Source organism: Tsukamurella soli (assembly GCF_039541155.1).
GTDB lineage: Bacteria > Actinomycetota > Actinomycetes > Mycobacteriales > Mycobacteriaceae > Tsukamurella > Tsukamurella soli.
In genome coordinates this window covers 1-15,778 of sequence record NZ_BAABFR010000112.1, presented here as the reverse complement: position 1 = coordinate 15,778, position 15,778 = coordinate 1, and the positions used below count along the sequence as shown (strand labels likewise).

General features: G+C 69.8%; 24 protein-coding genes and 2 pseudogenes. 10 read left to right on the top strand and 16 right to left on the bottom strand.

Annotated elements, in window-relative coordinates; translation table 11 throughout:
- From ABD908_RS23235 to ABD908_RS23205, 7 genes and pseudogenes are all read right to left on the bottom strand, one after another.
- Positions 1–224, bottom strand: a pseudogene (locus ABD908_RS23235) (AAA family ATPase); the annotation flags it as partial.
- Positions 224–514, bottom strand: a complete 291-nt coding sequence (locus ABD908_RS23230; protein WP_345000494.1) for a hypothetical protein — start codon at positions 512–514, stop codon at positions 224–226. The pseudogene ABD908_RS23235 and the gene ABD908_RS23230, both read right to left, overlap by 1 nt.
- Positions 515–651: 137 nt before the next feature.
- The gene (locus ABD908_RS23225) at positions 652–921 is read right to left on the bottom strand and encodes a hypothetical protein (RefSeq protein ID WP_345000492.1); all 270 of its coding nucleotides are present in this window, start codon (positions 919–921) and stop codon (positions 652–654) included.
- On the bottom strand, positions 921–1,508 hold the full coding sequence (locus ABD908_RS23220; protein WP_345000490.1) for a hypothetical protein: 588 nt from the start codon (positions 1,506–1,508) through the stop codon (positions 921–923). The genes ABD908_RS23225 and ABD908_RS23220 overlap by 1 nt, the downstream gene beginning before the upstream one ends.
- Positions 1,509–1,529: 21 nt before the next feature.
- A complete protein-coding gene (locus tag ABD908_RS23215) occupies positions 1,530–1,838 on the bottom strand; it encodes a hypothetical protein (RefSeq protein WP_345000488.1) in 309 nt (102 codons plus the stop codon).
- 59 nt (positions 1,839–1,897) lie between these two features.
- Positions 1,898–2,227: a DUF4926 domain-containing protein gene (locus tag ABD908_RS23210; protein ID WP_345000486.1), complete on the bottom strand. Its 330-nt coding sequence runs from the start codon at positions 2,225–2,227 to the stop codon at positions 1,898–1,900.
- A complete protein-coding gene (locus tag ABD908_RS23205) occupies positions 2,224–2,559 on the bottom strand; it encodes a hypothetical protein (RefSeq protein ID WP_345000484.1) in 336 nt (111 codons plus the stop codon). The genes ABD908_RS23210 and ABD908_RS23205 overlap by 4 nt, the downstream gene beginning before the upstream one ends.
- A gap of 45 nt (positions 2,560–2,604) precedes the next feature.
- On the opposite strand from ABD908_RS23205, the gene ABD908_RS23200 reads away from it, so the two are divergent.
- Positions 2,605–3,057: a hypothetical protein gene (locus ABD908_RS23200; RefSeq protein ID WP_345000482.1), complete on the top strand. Its 453-nt coding sequence runs from the start codon at positions 2,605–2,607 to the stop codon at positions 3,055–3,057.
- Between the two features lie 70 nt (positions 3,058–3,127).
- Entirely contained in the window at positions 3,128–3,280 is a 153-nt protein-coding gene (locus ABD908_RS23195; protein ID WP_345000480.1) for a hypothetical protein, read from the top strand.
- Positions 3,281–3,355: 75 nt separating this feature from the next.
- On the opposite strand, the gene ABD908_RS23190 is transcribed toward ABD908_RS23195, so the two are convergent.
- Positions 3,356–3,955 carry a recombinase family protein gene (locus tag ABD908_RS23190; protein ID WP_345000478.1) on the bottom strand — a complete coding sequence of 200 codons (600 nt, stop codon included), beginning with the start codon at positions 3,953–3,955 and terminating at the stop codon, positions 3,356–3,358.
- Between the two features lie 227 nt (positions 3,956–4,182).
- Here ABD908_RS23190 and ABD908_RS23185 point away from each other — a divergent pair, with 227 nt between their 5' ends.
- Positions 4,183–4,959: a hypothetical protein gene (locus ABD908_RS23185; protein ID WP_345000476.1), complete on the top strand. Its 777-nt coding sequence runs from the start codon at positions 4,183–4,185 to the stop codon at positions 4,957–4,959.
- On the opposite strand, the gene ABD908_RS23180 is transcribed toward ABD908_RS23185, so the two are convergent.
- Positions 4,933–5,142, bottom strand: coding sequence for a hypothetical protein (locus ABD908_RS23180; protein ID WP_345000474.1), 210 nt, complete (start codon positions 5,140–5,142; stop codon positions 4,933–4,935). The genes ABD908_RS23185 and ABD908_RS23180 overlap by 27 nt on opposite strands.
- A gap of 129 nt (positions 5,143–5,271) precedes the next feature.
- On the opposite strand from ABD908_RS23180, the gene ABD908_RS23175 reads away from it, so the two are divergent.
- From ABD908_RS23175 to ABD908_RS23150, 6 genes are all read left to right on the top strand, one after another.
- Positions 5,272–5,658: a hypothetical protein gene (locus ABD908_RS23175; protein WP_345000473.1), complete on the top strand. Its 387-nt coding sequence runs from the start codon at positions 5,272–5,274 to the stop codon at positions 5,656–5,658.
- A gap of 72 nt (positions 5,659–5,730) precedes the next feature.
- A complete protein-coding gene (locus tag ABD908_RS23170) occupies positions 5,731–6,414 on the top strand; it encodes a hypothetical protein (RefSeq protein ID WP_345000471.1) in 684 nt (227 codons plus the stop codon).
- Positions 6,411–6,710, top strand: coding sequence for a hypothetical protein (locus ABD908_RS23165; protein ID WP_345000469.1), 300 nt, complete (start codon positions 6,411–6,413; stop codon positions 6,708–6,710). Before ABD908_RS23170 ends, ABD908_RS23165 begins: the two co-directional genes overlap by 4 nt.
- A 160-nt stretch (positions 6,711–6,870) precedes the next feature.
- Positions 6,871–7,095 carry a hypothetical protein gene (locus tag ABD908_RS23160; protein WP_345000468.1) on the top strand — a complete coding sequence of 75 codons (225 nt, stop codon included), beginning with the start codon at positions 6,871–6,873 and terminating at the stop codon, positions 7,093–7,095.
- A complete protein-coding gene (locus ABD908_RS23155) occupies positions 7,095–7,304 on the top strand; it encodes a hypothetical protein (protein WP_345000466.1) in 210 nt (69 codons plus the stop codon). The genes ABD908_RS23160 and ABD908_RS23155 overlap by 1 nt, the downstream gene beginning before the upstream one ends.
- Positions 7,305–7,352: 48 nt before the next feature.
- Positions 7,353–7,619, top strand: a complete 267-nt coding sequence (locus tag ABD908_RS23150) for a hypothetical protein (RefSeq protein ID WP_345000464.1) — start codon at positions 7,353–7,355, stop codon at positions 7,617–7,619.
- Between the two features lie 62 nt (positions 7,620–7,681).
- Here the strand turns inward: ABD908_RS23150 and ABD908_RS23145 are convergent, their stop codons facing one another.
- The 6 genes from ABD908_RS23145 to ABD908_RS23120 all read right to left on the bottom strand — a co-directional run bounded on the left by ABD908_RS23145 (position 7,682) and on the right by ABD908_RS23120 (position 11,967).
- A complete protein-coding gene (locus tag ABD908_RS23145) occupies positions 7,682–8,017 on the bottom strand; it encodes a hypothetical protein (RefSeq protein WP_345000462.1) in 336 nt (111 codons plus the stop codon).
- A 14-nt stretch (positions 8,018–8,031) separates the two neighbouring features.
- Positions 8,032–9,555 carry a hypothetical protein gene (locus tag ABD908_RS23140; protein ID WP_345000460.1) on the bottom strand — a complete coding sequence of 508 codons (1,524 nt, stop codon included), beginning with the start codon at positions 9,553–9,555 and terminating at the stop codon, positions 8,032–8,034.
- A gap of 27 nt (positions 9,556–9,582) precedes the next feature.
- Complete coding sequence (locus tag ABD908_RS23135) at positions 9,583–10,434, bottom strand: chymotrypsin family serine protease (RefSeq protein ID WP_345000458.1); 852 nt, start codon at positions 10,432–10,434, stop codon at positions 9,583–9,585.
- A 55-nt stretch (positions 10,435–10,489) separates the two neighbouring features.
- Positions 10,490–10,936 (bottom strand): hypothetical protein, encoded by a 447-nt coding sequence (locus ABD908_RS23130; protein ID WP_345000456.1) that lies wholly within the window; start codon positions 10,934–10,936, stop codon positions 10,490–10,492.
- 5 nt (positions 10,937–10,941) lie between these two features.
- On the bottom strand, positions 10,942–11,352 hold the full coding sequence (locus ABD908_RS23125; RefSeq protein ID WP_345000454.1) for a helix-turn-helix domain-containing protein: 411 nt from the start codon (positions 11,350–11,352) through the stop codon (positions 10,942–10,944).
- Between the two features lie 78 nt (positions 11,353–11,430).
- A complete protein-coding gene (locus ABD908_RS23120) occupies positions 11,431–11,967 on the bottom strand; it encodes a hypothetical protein (RefSeq protein WP_345000452.1) in 537 nt (178 codons plus the stop codon).
- 423 nt (positions 11,968–12,390) lie between these two features.
- Here ABD908_RS23120 and ABD908_RS23115 point away from each other — a divergent pair, with 423 nt between their 5' ends.
- Positions 12,391–13,488: a DUF2971 domain-containing protein gene (locus ABD908_RS23115; protein WP_345000450.1), complete on the top strand. Its 1,098-nt coding sequence runs from the start codon at positions 12,391–12,393 to the stop codon at positions 13,486–13,488.
- 418 nt (positions 13,489–13,906) lie between these two features.
- Here the strand turns inward: ABD908_RS23115 and ABD908_RS23110 are convergent.
- Positions 13,907–15,778: pseudogene (locus ABD908_RS23110) on the bottom strand (hypothetical protein); the annotation flags it as partial.

Sequence of the window (15,778 nt, the reverse complement as noted above, 5' to 3'; positions counted from 1 at the left end):
GTGACGCGGGCGACGGCATCGAGCGGACGTTCCTCGACGATCAGGTGGCCGATCGTGGGCACGCCGAGGCGCCGGGTAGTGAAGCAGTCCGGGGTCTCGGTGCCCGACGCCGCGGTGACACCGAGCAACAGCTCGCCCAGAGCGCGCAGGGCGGGGCGTTCGCCGCTCGCCTCCAACCAGCCGGCGACATCGGTGATCGGGGTGCGTTCCATCTCGGCGGTCATCAGATGACCTCCGGCTCACACGGCATGAGCACCACCGTGAACTCGCCGCCGACCCGCTGCACGTCGATGCGCTCGATGCGGACGGGGTGGAAGTCGAACAGGCCGATGCGGACCGGCGTGCCGAGCGGCAGCTGCGCCAGCCGGGCGAGCAGGCCGCCGACGTGCTGCGGCCCGGCTCGGCGGATCTGCAGGTCGGGCGCGATCGTCACGCGGGTGGCGAACCCGTCGGGCTCGGGGACGGCGGCGACGATGTGCCGCAGATCGTCGGGCATGGTGTTCCTCTCGGTCATGTGGACGCACGGCGTGGTCGCCGGCGTTGCCGAGGAACCGAGTTCAGCGCGGTGAGCATGGTGTGGAGTATCGGCGGTGGGTACGACACGTCGCGACCGGATTAGTCGTCGGCGGCGTGCCCGGCGCCCGCTGGCGGTCAGCGACCGCTCCGGTAGATCAGCAGGGCATGCACCGGCTCCCCGATCGGCACCGGTACACCCTCGGGCGCGTCGGTCTGCGCACACAGACGCACCGCCTCGGCGGTCAGCTCGTACTGTCCCAGCCATGTCGCGAACCCGCGATCCAGCTGCTGCACCTCGGTGGCGAACGCGCTGGCCGGCGTGAAACCGGCCTCATAGGCGCTCGTGAGCACCTCGGTGTCGTCGGGCAACCCGTCGAGCATCGCGCGCAGCTCGCTCACGTTCATCAGCTCGGCTCCCGTGGGTGGACGGTGCTGTATCCGCCGAGTGTGTCTGCGCAGCTGGTGCACAGTGTCTTCGTCCAGCCGCTGGCGCGGTACATCTGCCGGCCGGGTGCACCGCACCGCTCGCACATGATCTCGGTGGCGTTCTCCGCGGCGCGCACCAGTTGATCCATGCGTTCCCTGGCGCCGCCCGGCGTGTCGTCCGAGGGCGAGTAGTAGAACCGCAGCGTCCCGTACTTCTCCTTGCACTGGTGCAGCTCGTAGCCGGGGTCGATCTCGGCGAGCGCTGCGTCGAGCTGGACGAGCAGCGGGTACCAACCCTTGTCGCACGAGATCCAGCGGCCCCACCCGTCGGGGATGCGGCTCATCAGGCGGACGAGCCCGTCGCGCCACTCGCCGGCGTCGTCCGGCACGTGCAGCTTGTTCAGGGTCTCATCGGGGCTCAGCTGCGTCAGCGCCTGCTCGAACGCGGCGCCGGCCGCGTCGCGCTCGGCCTTGGTGCCGCTGCGGATCGCGGCGCCCCAGTCGGCGCCGGCCGCGTGGACGGCGCGGTACCGGGCGGCTTCGGCGTCGGAGAGTTCCTCGGGCATGGTCCCCATGGTGCGCGGCGGCTACGACATGTATCCATCGGATTTCTCGGCCGGCTGGATGGCAGCGTCGGCGGCGCGCACCGCGGTGAGCAGCTCCTCCAGCACCTCGCAGATCGCGCCGCAGCTGACGATGTCGCGGCTCGTCGGCGCCGGGACCAGCGCCATCACCTGCTCCCGGATCGCCGCCAGCGCGGCCTCGGTGCGGGTCAGGTGACGGAGGGTGAGGCGGTACCACGCGGCTGTGGCGCGGTCGGCGTCGGTGCCGCTCGCGGCGGCTGCGGCCTGCGCCTCGGCGTGGCGTTCCTCCAGGTAGGTGCGCATCTCTCCCATGCGCACCACGGTAGGCGCGGCGGGCATGCACCGGGCGGGGCGGCGCGGGTGCCCCGGGGTCAGTCCTCTCGCGGCGCGTAGAAAGTTTCGGGATCGACCTCGTCACCGGTCACCGCGGTGGGGTGCTGCATCAGCCGCGCGATCCGGGCCTGCTTCTCGGGCGTCGGATCTTCCACGCCGAGCTCGCTCGCGCCGTCCCAGCCCCGCGGGCGGATGTCGGTCGCGCTGACGGTTTCGACGGCGATCGTGGCGCCGCGCGCGTCGAAGAACTCGACCTCGTACGGACCTCCGTTCGCATGCACGTGCACGACGGCGCCGCGCGTGTCGGCGGGCAGGTCGGCGACGGCGCGGACCAGGATGACGGAGTCGAACTCGCGGTACATCGTCATTCCCGGTCCCCGAGGAGCGCCGCGATTTCGGCGTCGATGCCGCCCGCCGGCGAGACCCGGATGCAGCCGGACGGGAGAGGAGCGGTCTCCCAGCTGAGGCGTGCCAGCTCGACGCCTTCCGGGCCGAGCACCTGCACCGTGCCGGCGAGGACGGTCCCGGACCAGCGGAACTCGCCGCCGATGTCCTCGCGGAAACCGGCTGCCCATTCGAGGAGGTCGCCGTACACGTTCTCGGTCCAGTTCTGGACCGTGAACGCGCCGTCGCCGGTGCCGGCGACGTGGTCGGTCAGCACGACGGCGAGCACGCCGGTGGGGTCCTGATCCTGGTCCATATCGGGGACGGTAGACCCGACCTCGGACAGGTTCGAGCAGGTTTCGTGTCAGAGCCGGATGCGATCCTGACCTCCATGGACTCCCGCGACGTCGACCTGCAGCTCCAGCTCGACGCGATCCGCGCCTGGCTTCTCGCTGTCGTACGCGAGGCCGCGACCGACCCGGTCAGCCGTTGCGTCACGGGCATGGTGATCGCGGACATGCTCGACGAGGTCGATCACCTTCTCTACCGCGGCCGGCCCGACCGCCTGGACCCCGCTGAGCTCGCGCCGTCCCACATCGTCGTGGTGGATCGGCTGGCGGACACCACGACCGTGCACCCCGCGCAGGGGTGGCCGGCGGCCGCGGCGGCACTGCTCACCAGCCTGCTGCGGACGTGGGTGCGGGGTGGTGGGGGCACGGTGCGGCTCAGCGGGCGGACCACGGCGGGCCGCGCGGTGGTGACGGGGCCGTCGGGGGAGCAGGTGCGGGCGGTGGCTTGGTATTCGGAGGAGTGACGATGCATCGCCGATCCGTACACGCGCCGTGGGCGGGTGATGTCTCGGTCTCCGAGGATTCTCCGGCGTCATGACGGAGAGCGAGATCGAGGCGGTGCTGGCGCCGGTCGCCGCGCTGGTGGACACGGTGGCGGGTACGGGTGACGTGCAGCTCGCGCGGTACCTGGCATGGCGGCTGGCTGAGATCAGCGGCGCGGCGCAGGCGGTCGCGCGGGGAGGATGACGGTGTCGAACGCGGGCTGAGCAGATCTGGTGCGGAGGTCGATCACCCGGCTGCGGTCCTCGGTGCTGAGGCAGCTCATGCCGAGACTCCCTTCTCCTGCAACGCGCGGTACACCGTCGCCCTACTGCACCCGAGGCTGGCGGCGATCTCCTCGGCCCGGACCCCGCCGTTGCGGAGCAGCTGCGCATGGCGACGCTGATCCATCGTCAGCTTCTCCGGTCGGCCGCCGAACCGCCCCTGGGCCCGGGCCACCTCCAGCCCGGCCCGGGTGCGCTCGGCCAGCAGGTCGCGCTCCATCTGCGCGAGGGCGGCGAGCATGGTGAACATGAACCGGCCCATCGCGGTGGAGGTGTCGATCTGCTCGGTCGTCGAGACCAGGTCGATGCCCCTGGCCTCGAACGTGTCGCCCAGCTCGATGAGGTGCTTCGTCCCGCGGGACAGGCGCGAGAGGGAGTAGACGACGACGGTGTCGCCCTCACGCAGGTCGGTCAGCAAGGCATCGAACCGCGGCCGCGATGTGGCGGTGCCGCTCACGCCGTGGTCGACGTACAGCGCGTCGATGCCGGCGCGGTCCAGCGCGGCGATCTGCAGGCTCTCGTCCTGCGCGTCGGTGCTGACGCGGGCGTAGCCGAGGCGCCGGCCTGAGGCGGTCGTGGGGTTGAGTTTCTCGTTCATGCGCGACTGTGTATCAGAAGGTCCCGACAGACCGCCTTGTGCGACACGACTTCGGGCCTCGGTTGTGCGACGCGTTGTGAGACCGCGGACGCCGTGTCGGACACTCTCGTCTCACTGGTCCCGCAACCGACCGTTTGTGCGACATGGCGTCACGGAGGCACTAGCGTGCGAGTCTGATCACCCTCCGGCGCCGGCGGAGGGTGAGAGCGTCGCGGTCGAGGAGCGAAGTGCCGAAGAGGATCGAGTTCAGCAGTGCCACGGTTCAGACGGTGGCACGCAAGGCGATGTACGTGTGTTCCAACCCCGACTGCTTGCGACTGACCGGATTCACTACGTCGCGTGGGAAGCCAAGGGCGATCGCGCAGGCTGCGCATATCCGGAGCGCAAGCCGTGGTGGTCCCCGATGTGACGACCCGGTGGAACTTCCCGATGGCACGACGGTCGCCCGTGGTGACGAAGCGAATGCCGTGTGGTTGTGCAGTGCCTGCCACATCCGGGTTGATGCAGACCCCGAGGGTTATCCGAGCGAGAACCTCGTCGCCTGGAAGCGGGCGCACGAGGAGCGGATGTCCGGACTGGTGGGGATGGACCTCGAAACGAGCCTCCTTCACCTCGGCTCCGCCCGACGTGGGCACGATGTTGCCCGAGACCTGCTGCAGTGGCTCGACGGTCACAGGTTCATGATGGATATCTACCGTCACGAACAACCGAGTCACGTGCGGCTCGCACTTGATTCGTTGCGGGCGAAGTTGACCGACCTGCTCTCCAGTGCACCTGGCGGGTCGACAACCCTCACGCGGGCGCTCACTGATACCCAACGGTTGGTGATCGCGTTTTTCGCGGCGCTCCAGGATGTTCACATCGACCAGATTCGAGTTACTTCCGGAGATCCCGAGTTCGAGCGGTTCGTCCGGGCGCTTACCGTGTTGCGGCGCGGGATCGGGAGGGCTGTTCGACCACTCGCTGAAGAGGAGAATCTACGCTTCGCGTGGCTTGACGGCTAGAGACGCTCGGTCGAGCCGTGGGGCGTACACGTCGGCCGGGTCCAGGCCGGGCGCGATGCCCTGCAACAGTTTCGCGACCATCCGCCGTGCGCCGGCCTCGGCGCAGTATGTGATGACCCACCGGTCCATGCCGGGCAGAGTCACGCCGGCATCGGGCCCCGCCACTTCGCGGGTCAGCGTCACTCGCGTCGTGAACCTCGCGCCGCCCGTGAGCGCGGATGGCACGTGCCGGTCCGACACAACGGGCGAAGGTGACGTCGGCAGCGAAAACTGCTCGCTCCCTGTCGGATACCCGGCGTAGCGTCCCCGAGCATGCCCACCGACACGTGCGACTGCCCGCGCGACCACTACCTGACTGCGGACGGACGCTGCGACAACCCGCCACTGTGGCATGACGATCCGGAGCGCCTCGATCGGCAGCGATACAGCTGGTGCGGCTGCTGTATGGCGGACTGCCCCGACGTGCACCTAGAGCCGGAGCCGATGCGGGTAGGCCCCGGCTCGGTGGTGATTGCCGAGGAGTACGTCGCCACGCTGCCGGAGGAGAAGCAGCGGGAACTGCGCGCGGCGCAGGAACGTGGCGAGTTGCGGATCGCACCGCGGGCAGAGTTCGCACCCGACCCGGCGAAGGTCGTGATCCTGCCCAGCGCGCTCAAGCACTTCGAGGAGTACGTCGCGCTCGACGGCGAATCCGACTGACGCCTGGGTGTGGGGCGCGGATCCCCGCGCCCCACACCGTTCCTGTCGCACCCGCGGCGCACCCTCACCGGCATGGACACCTCCACACTCTCCCGCATCCACATCGACGTCCCCGCCCCCAAACCCCTCGTCGCCGCCCTCGCTGCCGCGGCCGGCGCCGAACCGACCACGACGCAGGTGCTCGCCGCCGACGGCGTGGACGAGGCTACCCTGCACACCGTTACCCTCGGCGGCCTCACGATCGACGCGCTCCCCGGCGACACGGGCCTCGCGGTCGCCGAGTTCACCGTCCCGGACCTTGCCGACGCCCTGATCCGGCTGCCGGACGAGGCGCAGCGCCGTGCGACCGAGATCGGCGCCTCCCACCGCGCCGCCGGCACGATCGTCGTGGTCCGTACCGGCCGGACTGCACCGGCCGCCGAGCCCGGAGGTGCGCGTGTGACCCGCATCCTGGTGAGCACGCCGGAGCCGGCCGGGCTCGCCGCCGCGCTCGGGGCGGCTGCCGGTGTTGAGGTCACGACAGACCCGATAGGCGGCACGGACGGCGCGGTGATCCACCGCATGCGGATCGGCGCCACCACCGTCGAGGCGATGCCGGGCGCGGACGGGGTGCCAGCGATCGACCTCGTTGTGTCGGACCTCGCGGCAACGCGGGACCGGCTGATCGCGGCGAGCGTGGCGGTGTCCTGGCGCGACGCGTTCGCCGTCACCTACGTCGGGGGCACTCGGCTGCTGGTCCGGCAGGTGATCGAGTGACCACGCAGAAGGTCGGCGAGTACGCCGTTCCCAACCCTGCGACCCGCGCGCAGATCGCCGCGCAGTTCGCCGCGGACCCGACCGCGGTCGAGCAGATCGCCGGGCGGCACGGGATCAGCGCGAGTACGGTCCGGAGCTATGCCGAGGCCCACGCGGCGGCACAGCGTGCGTACGCTGGGCTGCTGCCGGGGGAGCGGGCCGGCATGCGGGCGGACCTCGCGCGGAGCCCAGGGCTGCGGCCGGCACTGGAGCGCGTGCACGGACCCGAGGTCGTGGCGATGCTGCTCAGCGGTTGAAACAGCAGGTCAGCCAGGTTACGGGCGCCCGTAATCTGGGAACCTTAAGGATGTGTAAGTGCGGGCGCGGTGCATCCGTGCACGTCGGCGTAGGTTGTCGGCGCCGCCAACCTCGCGTCGCGCCCTGCCGCTGTCCGACCACGTGCATACCCTCCGCGGCATGACACCTTTCGTTTCCCGCCTGCGCATCCACCGCGAGGCTTTCCGCACCATGGCCCACGACCCACATTGGCGCACGCATGCCCTGGACGCACTCAGCCGCCGGTATCCGCCGACCGCCGCGAAGACCACGTGGCTGGCGCTGGTGGAGGCCGGTGACCTCGCGGCGCTGGAAAGCGCCGTGATGAGCAGCGATGCCCTGCGCAGGGTAAGGCCGGTGATCTGATGCGCCCGTACGTCGCGCTCACCCGCCGCGCCGACGAGTGGTGGGTGATCCGCGTGCCCGAGCTGGAAACCGACACCTTCCGCCCGCGCAGTCAGGTCGCGTCCCGGGAGCAGGTCGACGCAGAGGTCCACGAGATGCTCAGCACCTTCGCCGGAGTAACCGGAGCTGAGGTCCGAGTCGTCGAAGTGACGGACTGGCCAAGGGGCTGATCGCGCCCCACGCCCGTCTCCGCGAGGACCGGTGCCACCGTGCCGGCCATGAGCAGAGAGTCGAACAAGAAGTGCACCCACACCGTCCACGCCGACGCCATGGCCGCCTCGATCGCGCGAGGTGCCAGCACTGAGGTCACGCAGAGCGCCGCCGAGCTCGACGCGACCATCGCATCGCTGGTCGCGGCCCAGCACGATCCGGACACGACCATCCGGGACCGCGCTGCGTACGCGGCCTCGCTCGAACGGCTGCGGGGGCTGCACGCGCAGGCGGTGGAGCAGGCGCGGAGTCTGGCCAGGCTCGGCGGGCAGTAGGCAGGCAAGGGCGCGGCCCCGGTACCTCCGAGTGGGAGTGCCGGGGCCGTCGTGCGTCTGGGTCAGTGGGTGCTGGTGACCGAGACCGCGCCCTGCTGCTGGATCGTCTGGAACGCGTGCCCCACGCCCTGTAGCTCCGTCGCCGCGGCGTGCACGGCGGCGTCGGCCTGGACCGCCTCCGCCTTCACCGCCGTAACCGCCGTGGACAGCGCGGCCACTGCGGCGGTGAACGCTGCGACGTGCGGCTGCTGCGGTCCGGACGCGGCGGTGTGCACCGCGGTGAGGGCGGAGTCCAGGGAGCCGGATGCATCCGCTGCGGGCGTGCGGAGGCCGGCCACGTTCGCGACGGACGCCTCGAACGCCGAGTAGTTGTCGATGTCGATGTCGTTGCTGCTCATGTGGTTCCTCGTGCTCAGGCCGCGTGATCGGTGTTGACGCCGATGGTTCCGTAGTGCCGGACGCTCTCGGCCAGGGTGGTCTCGCCGGTCAGCTCTGCGAGCTGCGGGTCCACGTACCGGAAGATCTTCTTCTCTTCCGCCTTGCCGGCCGAACGGGCGCCCCCACCGGGCATGCTGGCGCCGATCGCGCCCGGGTTCATCGGCAGTCCTGGCGTCTGCGCCGGGTGGGTGCCCGCCCCGCTGGCCGGCGCCGACTGCGTACCGCCGGTGGTGCCGCTCACCGTGGTGGCCGGCCCGACGTTGTCAGTGAACGCCGTCGGGGTCGCCCGACCGCCGCCGATGTCCTCTGCGGTGGTCAGGCCGGTCACGGAGGTACCGCTCACCCGCGGATTCACGACGGGGCCCGTGGTGAGCGCGGCGGGCGGAGTGGCGGGTTCCGGGGCCGAGACCTGCTGCGCGACAGCGGGGGTGGACGCGGCGGTCTGAGGTACCTGAGGCATCGTGGGCATGACCGCGGCCGAGGTGCCGATCCCGGCGGCGGACAGGGCGGCGTCGCCGACCTGCTCGGCCTGCTTCTTCTTCCGGTCGGCGTCCGTGGACTGCTGCGGGGTCGAGGCCGCGGCGGTGGGCGTGGCCGCGGTCGACGCTGGGGTGGACGTCTGCTGTGCGGTGGGGGTCGCGGTCTGCTGCCCGCCGCTCTTGCCTGATAGGAGCGACGCAGCGGCGAGGAGGGTCGCCGGATCGGTGCTGGTGCCCGTGCCGGTGCTGGACGAGCCCGTGGTCGGGGTCGCGGCGCCTGGGGTGGTCGGCTTCGTCGCTGCGACGGGTGAGGTCGTGCTGCTGGCAGGCTTCGCGACGGCGGGCGTCGCGGTGCTGGTGTGGGTAGAAGGGGTGCTGGTTGAGGAGGTGGAGCCTGTGCCCGCCGGGGTGCCCGAGCCGGCGACCGGCTTTGGGGTGGTGGGCGTCGCAGGGGCACCGGGCGCATTCCATCCGCTGTCGCCGGTGGCGGATGTTCGCCCTGGAATGCCTGCTCCCGCACCCTTGATCGCGTGGAGCTGGGTCATCGCAGGTCCACATGCGCTCTCCAATGCCTTGTCTGCGAGTTCACGGCGGTGCTTCACATCGGTGAGGTGTGCGCGGGCCACCGCGAGCTCGTCGTCAGCGATACGCAAGTTGTCCTGAGCGGCAGCCAGGTCACCGCCCGTCTGTCGTCCGTCGAGTGCCTCCTCGCAGATCACCGCCCAACGGTGGGCGTCCTCGACCGCCTGTTGAGCGGCAGCGAGGATCTCGTCGCTCGGGTGGGCGTGCTGCCACGTCGTCACCGCCTTGGCGAGGATCTGCGCGGCGGTGAGAGCACGTGCGCCGTCGTCGGCGACCTGGCGGACGGCCTTCTCGGTGACCGACAGGTGATCGCAGGCGGTGGACACGCGCTTCCCGCGAGCAGAGGTACTCACGTAGATGAGTGTCGAGTGCGCGGTGTCAGCGGCGGCGTCGACCCTCTGGGCGAACGCCGTCGGGTCGGGCACGGTGGGAGCCATGCACCCCGTTATACGGGCGCTCGCTGGTCAGGGCCGGTCGACGACACGTTCTGAGTAGCCCGACGCACCCTGCGGAGCGCGTGCCGCGTGGTTCACGAGCACCCGAGCGTCGAGGCGTGCGAGCGCAGGGTCGAGGTAGGTGGCGTACGCCGTGTGATCTGAGTCGTCGTCGGCCGCGAGCACACCGACCAGGGTCACGGATCGAGCTCGTCCGTCCACCAGGAACACCGGCGCACCGGAGTCACCGGCGATCACTTGCGCGCCGAAGTGCAGCTCGCCAGCGTCGTCGGTAGACACGACCGGCCCGCAGCTCACCCCGGACTTCGCCCCGTCGAAGCACACCTCGGTACCCGGCGGGAGGTTCTGCACCGCGGCCACCGTCAGGACACCCGCCACCGGCATCGTGCCGACACGGGCGGTGACCGACGCCGAGGGGACGAGGGCGCTGTCGATGTACGGGTCGCCTACCTGGTCCTCCGCGCGGGTCACCGCGGTGAACGGCTGCGTCACCGAGCCCTGCCGGTCCGGCGAGAGGAACGTACCGGTCGTAGCGGTCCCGACCCCGCAGTGCCCAGCCGTGACGTAGCCCGCGTCCGTCGCTGGCCCGAGGGTGCACATCTTGCTGCGCAGAGTGCCGGTCGCGTCGGGCACCTGATAGCCGATCCCGATCCCCGCCGCTGGAGTCAGCCCGTGCTGCGGCAGGTCTGCGCCGTTCACGCCGAGGTCCGCGTCGGTCACGCTGACCCACTCCGGCGCACCCACACTTCCCGATGCCCCAGCGCCGACCTCAACCGACCGGGGCGGGGTGCCGGTGGCCGGGCCGGTGCAGGCCGCACAGGCTGTGACCAGGACGGCGGCGATGACGGGGAGGAGACGCATGGGGGCAGTGTAGGAGGGGGTGGGGACATGGAGGGGGTGGGACGCGGCTGGGCACCTATGCCTTTGGCGACAGCGACCTCTCGAAGCCTTCTACGAGCTCAGCCGGTAGGACCGACGGGAACATCGCAGCGTTCAAGCCCACCGACCGGCGAGCGTCTGCGAGTCCGCCGCGGAGATACCCAAGGGTGTATTGAAGTCCCTCGGTCCGGGCGAACTCGACCGCTTCGGCGACGGCGAGCTCACCGATACACTCTCCGAACTCGAAGGTCACAGCGCAGTCAAGGTCGACGGAACACTCGGGCTCCTGCAGTACCAAGTGCAGTCGTATCGACAGCAACGCCGTTCCATCTATCACGCCTTCCGACGTGCCTGAGTGAACCATGGCGCCGATTACGATGCCGGTCTCCTCGCCGGAGGGAGGCTCCCACATGCTCACGTCTTCATCGAAGCGCCGTTCGACCGATCGCTGATACCAACGAAGCGACGCGCCTGTTGCGCCCACCGCACTCATCGCACGGTCGTGGCCGGGTGGGCGAGTGTGACGCCCCACGTGGCCGAGCCGTCGCCCGCATGCTCCGACGAATCAAGACCAGACCGGGTCCACGTATCGACCGAGGACTTGACCATGCGAGTCTGCTCAGACGCCCAGCTGCGCGTCTCGATGCGGAACGCCGCGCCAACGGCCTTCGCGTAGCGGCGGATCGTCGACATCGTCGGGTTCGTCGACCCACTCTCGAACCGTGACACCAGCGACGGGTCGACCCTCATCGCCGTGGCGACCTCGCTGATCGTCAGGCCCTTACCGACCCGGATGTCGCGCATGCCGAAGATCAGCTTCAGCTGTTCGTCGGCCAACTCGGCACCGAGCCGATCCCGTGAGGTCGGCTTCTCGATACCGGGGAACAGATCCACACCCATGTCGAGCTCCCTTCCATGTCTGTGCGAGCAGCTTGCACCATCACGCGGCGCGTCGCATGACTTATAACGCAAACGGTATCAAGTCGTGTTCCATCGGCGCCAAACGCGGCGGACGTTCACACACCGCTCGATGCCGGAGTGCATCGCGTCTCGGATGGTGCGTGTCTGGTCGTCGCTGGTCCAGGATGCGTCCTCCGCCACAGGCTTCGACCCGAGGCCGCTCGCCACGATCTCGTCGGTTTCCCCTGCCCATTCGGCGCGTCGCTCTACGAAATAGAGCCGGTAGAGCGTCCGGCAGTCGTGGGATTCGGCGTACAGCTCTCCGGCCCACGGCATCGGCCGGTCGTCTGTGAACCCGTTGTCGTCGAGTTCCAGGACCCGATCACCGACCGGGCATCGGTGCGTCACCCTCCGCCTGTCGTGGCGGTTGCTGTTCTCGGTCGGCGGCAGCCCTTTTTCGAAGGCCCAGCGGACCTTCGCATCGAGCATCTCGGCTGCCTCCTCGTCCTCCTCACGGAGAAGGCTGAGGTCGTCTTCGCAATCGAAGGTCCACGACCAGGGGCAGCCGGGGGTGTGGATTCGCGAGGCCAAGATCGCTGGGGAGTGGTCAGTCACCCTGGGCTCCCGGGTGCCTCGCGGCGGATCCGCCAAGCGTTCTCACCGTTTCCTCCCGGCGGTATGTCACTGCATCAAGTTAGCAGCGGCGTGGAAGGTGGTGGGTGCATAACCGAACTCGATACGCGCCGCGGGTGGACAACGGCGACGGCGCCGACACCCGCCCCGCCAGCCCGGGGAGCGGCGCTCACCCACCACCCCGGGCCGAACCCCGCGGCCGTGCCGGCTCGGCGGGGGTGGTGGGTGCTGGGGATGGGGCTTGACATCGATCCTGGGTGGTCCGGTTTCGGGCCGCGAGATACCGGCGGACGGCGGATTTGTTATCAGCGGGCTGACGATGCGGGTGAGCCGGTCGAACTACCACCGTCGCTTGATTCCGAGTTACCGTGCGCCGAAGTTCATCTCGGCTCGTAGGCTGCCCGGGTGACTGACACAACAGACGGTGAGCCCGACCAGGAGGCGCATGCGCAGGATGGGGTGCCCACGCAGCAGCAGACGTCATCCGAACAGGTTAGGCGTCCCCTGGGCGGAGGTGACCCGGGTGGCAACGTCTACCACTACACGAGCGCCGCGGGACTCGTCGGCATCGTCAACAGCCGACGTGATGCCGACGTCTCGCGCAGGCTGACGTTCTTCGCGTCGGATGTTCTGGGGATGAACGACATCTCGGAGTTGGCGTTCGGACTGGAGATCGTGCGCGAGCATGCCGAACGTCTCGCGCAGGGTGGCGAGCAACAGGAGTTCTTCGAGAGCTGGCTTCCGATACTTGAGAAGTACCTCGGCACTCCGACCCTAGACACTCTCCGCGTGGCGCCCCGCCCTTGCGTGTGTGCGGTGAGCTTCACGAGCGGCGACGATCTGCTCAGCCAGTGGGTGACGTATGGCTCTGGAGGTGGGTTTGCGATCGGGCTGGCGCCGGAGACCCTCCGCGGTGCTACCTATACGTCCTCCAACATCCGAACGGCTGAGCCCAAGACCTTCAAGTGTTCTTTGGGAAGGGTGTACTACGGGGAGGACGCCCGCGCGCAGAGTGCCGAGATACCGCTGTTCACGTCAGCGGGAGCGCAGGCTCTTGCCGCGGTCACAGGGCTCCAGGGAATGGTGTCGGCGTTCCAGGCCTTGATGACCCGGGTCAAGGACCCGCAGCACCGGCCCGCGCCGGCTGTGGTCGAGCATGCGTCGGCGGCGATGGCGATCAGCATTGCGGCCTGGTACAAGCACGATGCTTTCAAGCCCGAGCAGGAGTGGCGTCTGCTGGTCGGTGGGGGAAGTCGGGGTGATCTCGCCGAACTGCTCAGTGGGAACCACCCACCCGAGTTCCGCGCGGCCGGGCTACGGTTGCTGCCCTACAGACCCGTGACCACGACTGCGGTCGCCGATCAGCCGGTAATCCGCGACCTCGTAGTCGGGCCAGCCCCCGACCAGGTGCCGCTCGTGCACGCCGCCCAGCAGCTTCTACTCGCGAACGGCCACGATCCATCGGTAGTTCGCGCTTCCACGATTCCATACAGAGGCTGGTGACGGAGACTCACCGGCACCTAGCGGTCGCGGTTGTTCATTCGGCTAACAGCCGCGACCGCGAGGCAAACCGCGGCTATATCTGCAGGTCACAGCGTTTCGCGGTCGCGCGGTCGCGGTTTCCGCCTCAGCCCGGGGAGACGTCTCCGCGGAGTGTGTCAGCACGTGAATCTTAGAATAGCTACTAAAAACTGGTGCTTCGTATCTAGGACATACCGGTATGTATGCACGCTGAGACGTGGATAGGTGGTCTGAGGGCAGAACCGCGACCGCGCGACCGCGAAACGCTGTGACCTGCGGAAAGGGGCGCGGTCGGCGTCGCGGTCGCGGCTGTTAGGAACGCAAACAACCGCGACATGTTTCTAGACGCGCGTCGACCCCGCCGAGGATGCCTCGACGGGGGTCGATCCAGGTGAGCTGGTCACGCCATCGAGTAGACCCCGTCCACGTCCACGGTGAGCACCTCGCCGTGAACCAGGGCACCCAGGCGCATCTGCAGATGCGCCTTCTGCCGCTCGCTGCACAGCCGCCGAATCGCGGCGTACGACGGCCGCTTCCCCTGTTGCAGCAGCCGGCCGACCACCGTGATGATCCGCGCGTCCAGGTCGACGGCGAACTCCGCGTCGGCCGCGACCTCGCCGCGCTTGGCCGCCGAGCGGGTCCTGCCCTGCTCCAGCCCGCGCCCCTCGGCCGCGACCTGCCCGGCGCGGGTCGCGCGGGCCATGGTGCGCCGCATGCACTGCTCGCGGAGCTGCATCACGAGGCCGGCGGCCTCCCAGTGAATGTCGCTCGGCTGCTCCAGGCCGTCCATGATCGCCAGCAAGGCCATCACCTTCAGCCGCAGGAAGGTGGCGTGACCGAGGAGCCGCGCCACGGGGTCGTCCTCGTCGTCCTGCGACTCGCCGTAGGGGTCGTCGTCCACCTCGACGGCTTCGAGTTCGGCCTCGATGAACGCGCGAGCCGCGGGCGGCCACTCGATCCACCGCGGCTGCTCCTCCCCCACGGTGCCGATCACCACGGCATCGGGCAGCATCGTTGCGTTCGGGGCCGCCTGGTACGCCAGAGCGAGCGGGGCAGGAGGCTCGGCACCATCGGGCTTACGCCGCGTCACCGGTGCCCACAAGATGCGCTGCGGGGTGCCGCGGTTTCCCTCGGCCCACAGCGGGATCGTGGCGTCCGGCTGGCAGCCGAGGAGCGCGCCGAGCCGGTAGGAGTGCGGCAGCAACCGGGTGCGCAACTCCACGTTGCCTGTGGTGGTTCCGACCATGGCGCCCATCCACATGCTGCGCCACATGGGCGCGAACTTCGTGCCCTGCCGCACCATCTCCGCGAACACCGCGTCCACCTCATCGGCCACCATCAGGACGGCCTTCGCCATCTCGGTGAACACGTAGTCGTAGCTGACCTCGTCGCCCTGGCCGGTCTTCTCCCTGCGCATGAAACCGAAGCTCTTGACGATGCCCTCGCCGGTGCCCTCAGGGATCAGAACGTCGTCAGGCAGCGGCACCAGGTACGCACCCGCGTCCATGCTCTCCGTTTTCCCCGCGTTCGGCTTGCCGACCAGCCCCGTGAACAGGTTCAGCGACCCGCCCTGCCGCGCCGTGCCGCGCCGGCCACCGGCGGTCAGCAGACGGACGTGTGGGCCTACCGCAACAGCGGTCCGCGTGAGCGTCACCGCCAGCAGCCCCTGCCGGCCGACCCCGAGCGCAGCGGCGGCGGCGGACACGGTGCGCAGGCCAGGCGTCATGGTGAACAACCGCGCCTCGATGGGCGCGGCCTCGGCACTCCAGCTGGCGGGTCGCGCTGCCGGGGCAGCAGCCTCACCGCCTTCGGCGCCCGAGGTCGCTCCCTGCGTCGCCGTCATCCGCGGCGCGGCTTCCTCAGCCGCGATCGCGGCCTCGACGTCCGCCTCGGCGATCCCGCGGACCGCTGCGGCCAGTGCGACCGGGGTCAGCAGCGAACCGGGGGCGACGCCCAGGCGCGAGGCGACGCCGGCCTCGAAGGCGTGGGCGGTACCGCTCCACCTGCAGCCGGTGCTGTGCAGCTGGATTCCCGGCGTGCCGTCTACGGCCCACACTGGGCACGCGCACACGAGTGACTCGACCCGATGCGGATACACCAGCGACAGCGCCGCGATGCCCACGCTGGTCTCACGCCCGCCGATCCAGCGGTCCCAGGCCCGACGGCTGAACGGCGGGCCGGGCGGGACCGCAGCCGCAGCCGCAGCCGTAGCCGCCTGACGCGCCTCGGCGTCGCTGTAACCGGCCGCGTACGCCTCTGCCTCGCCGGCCAG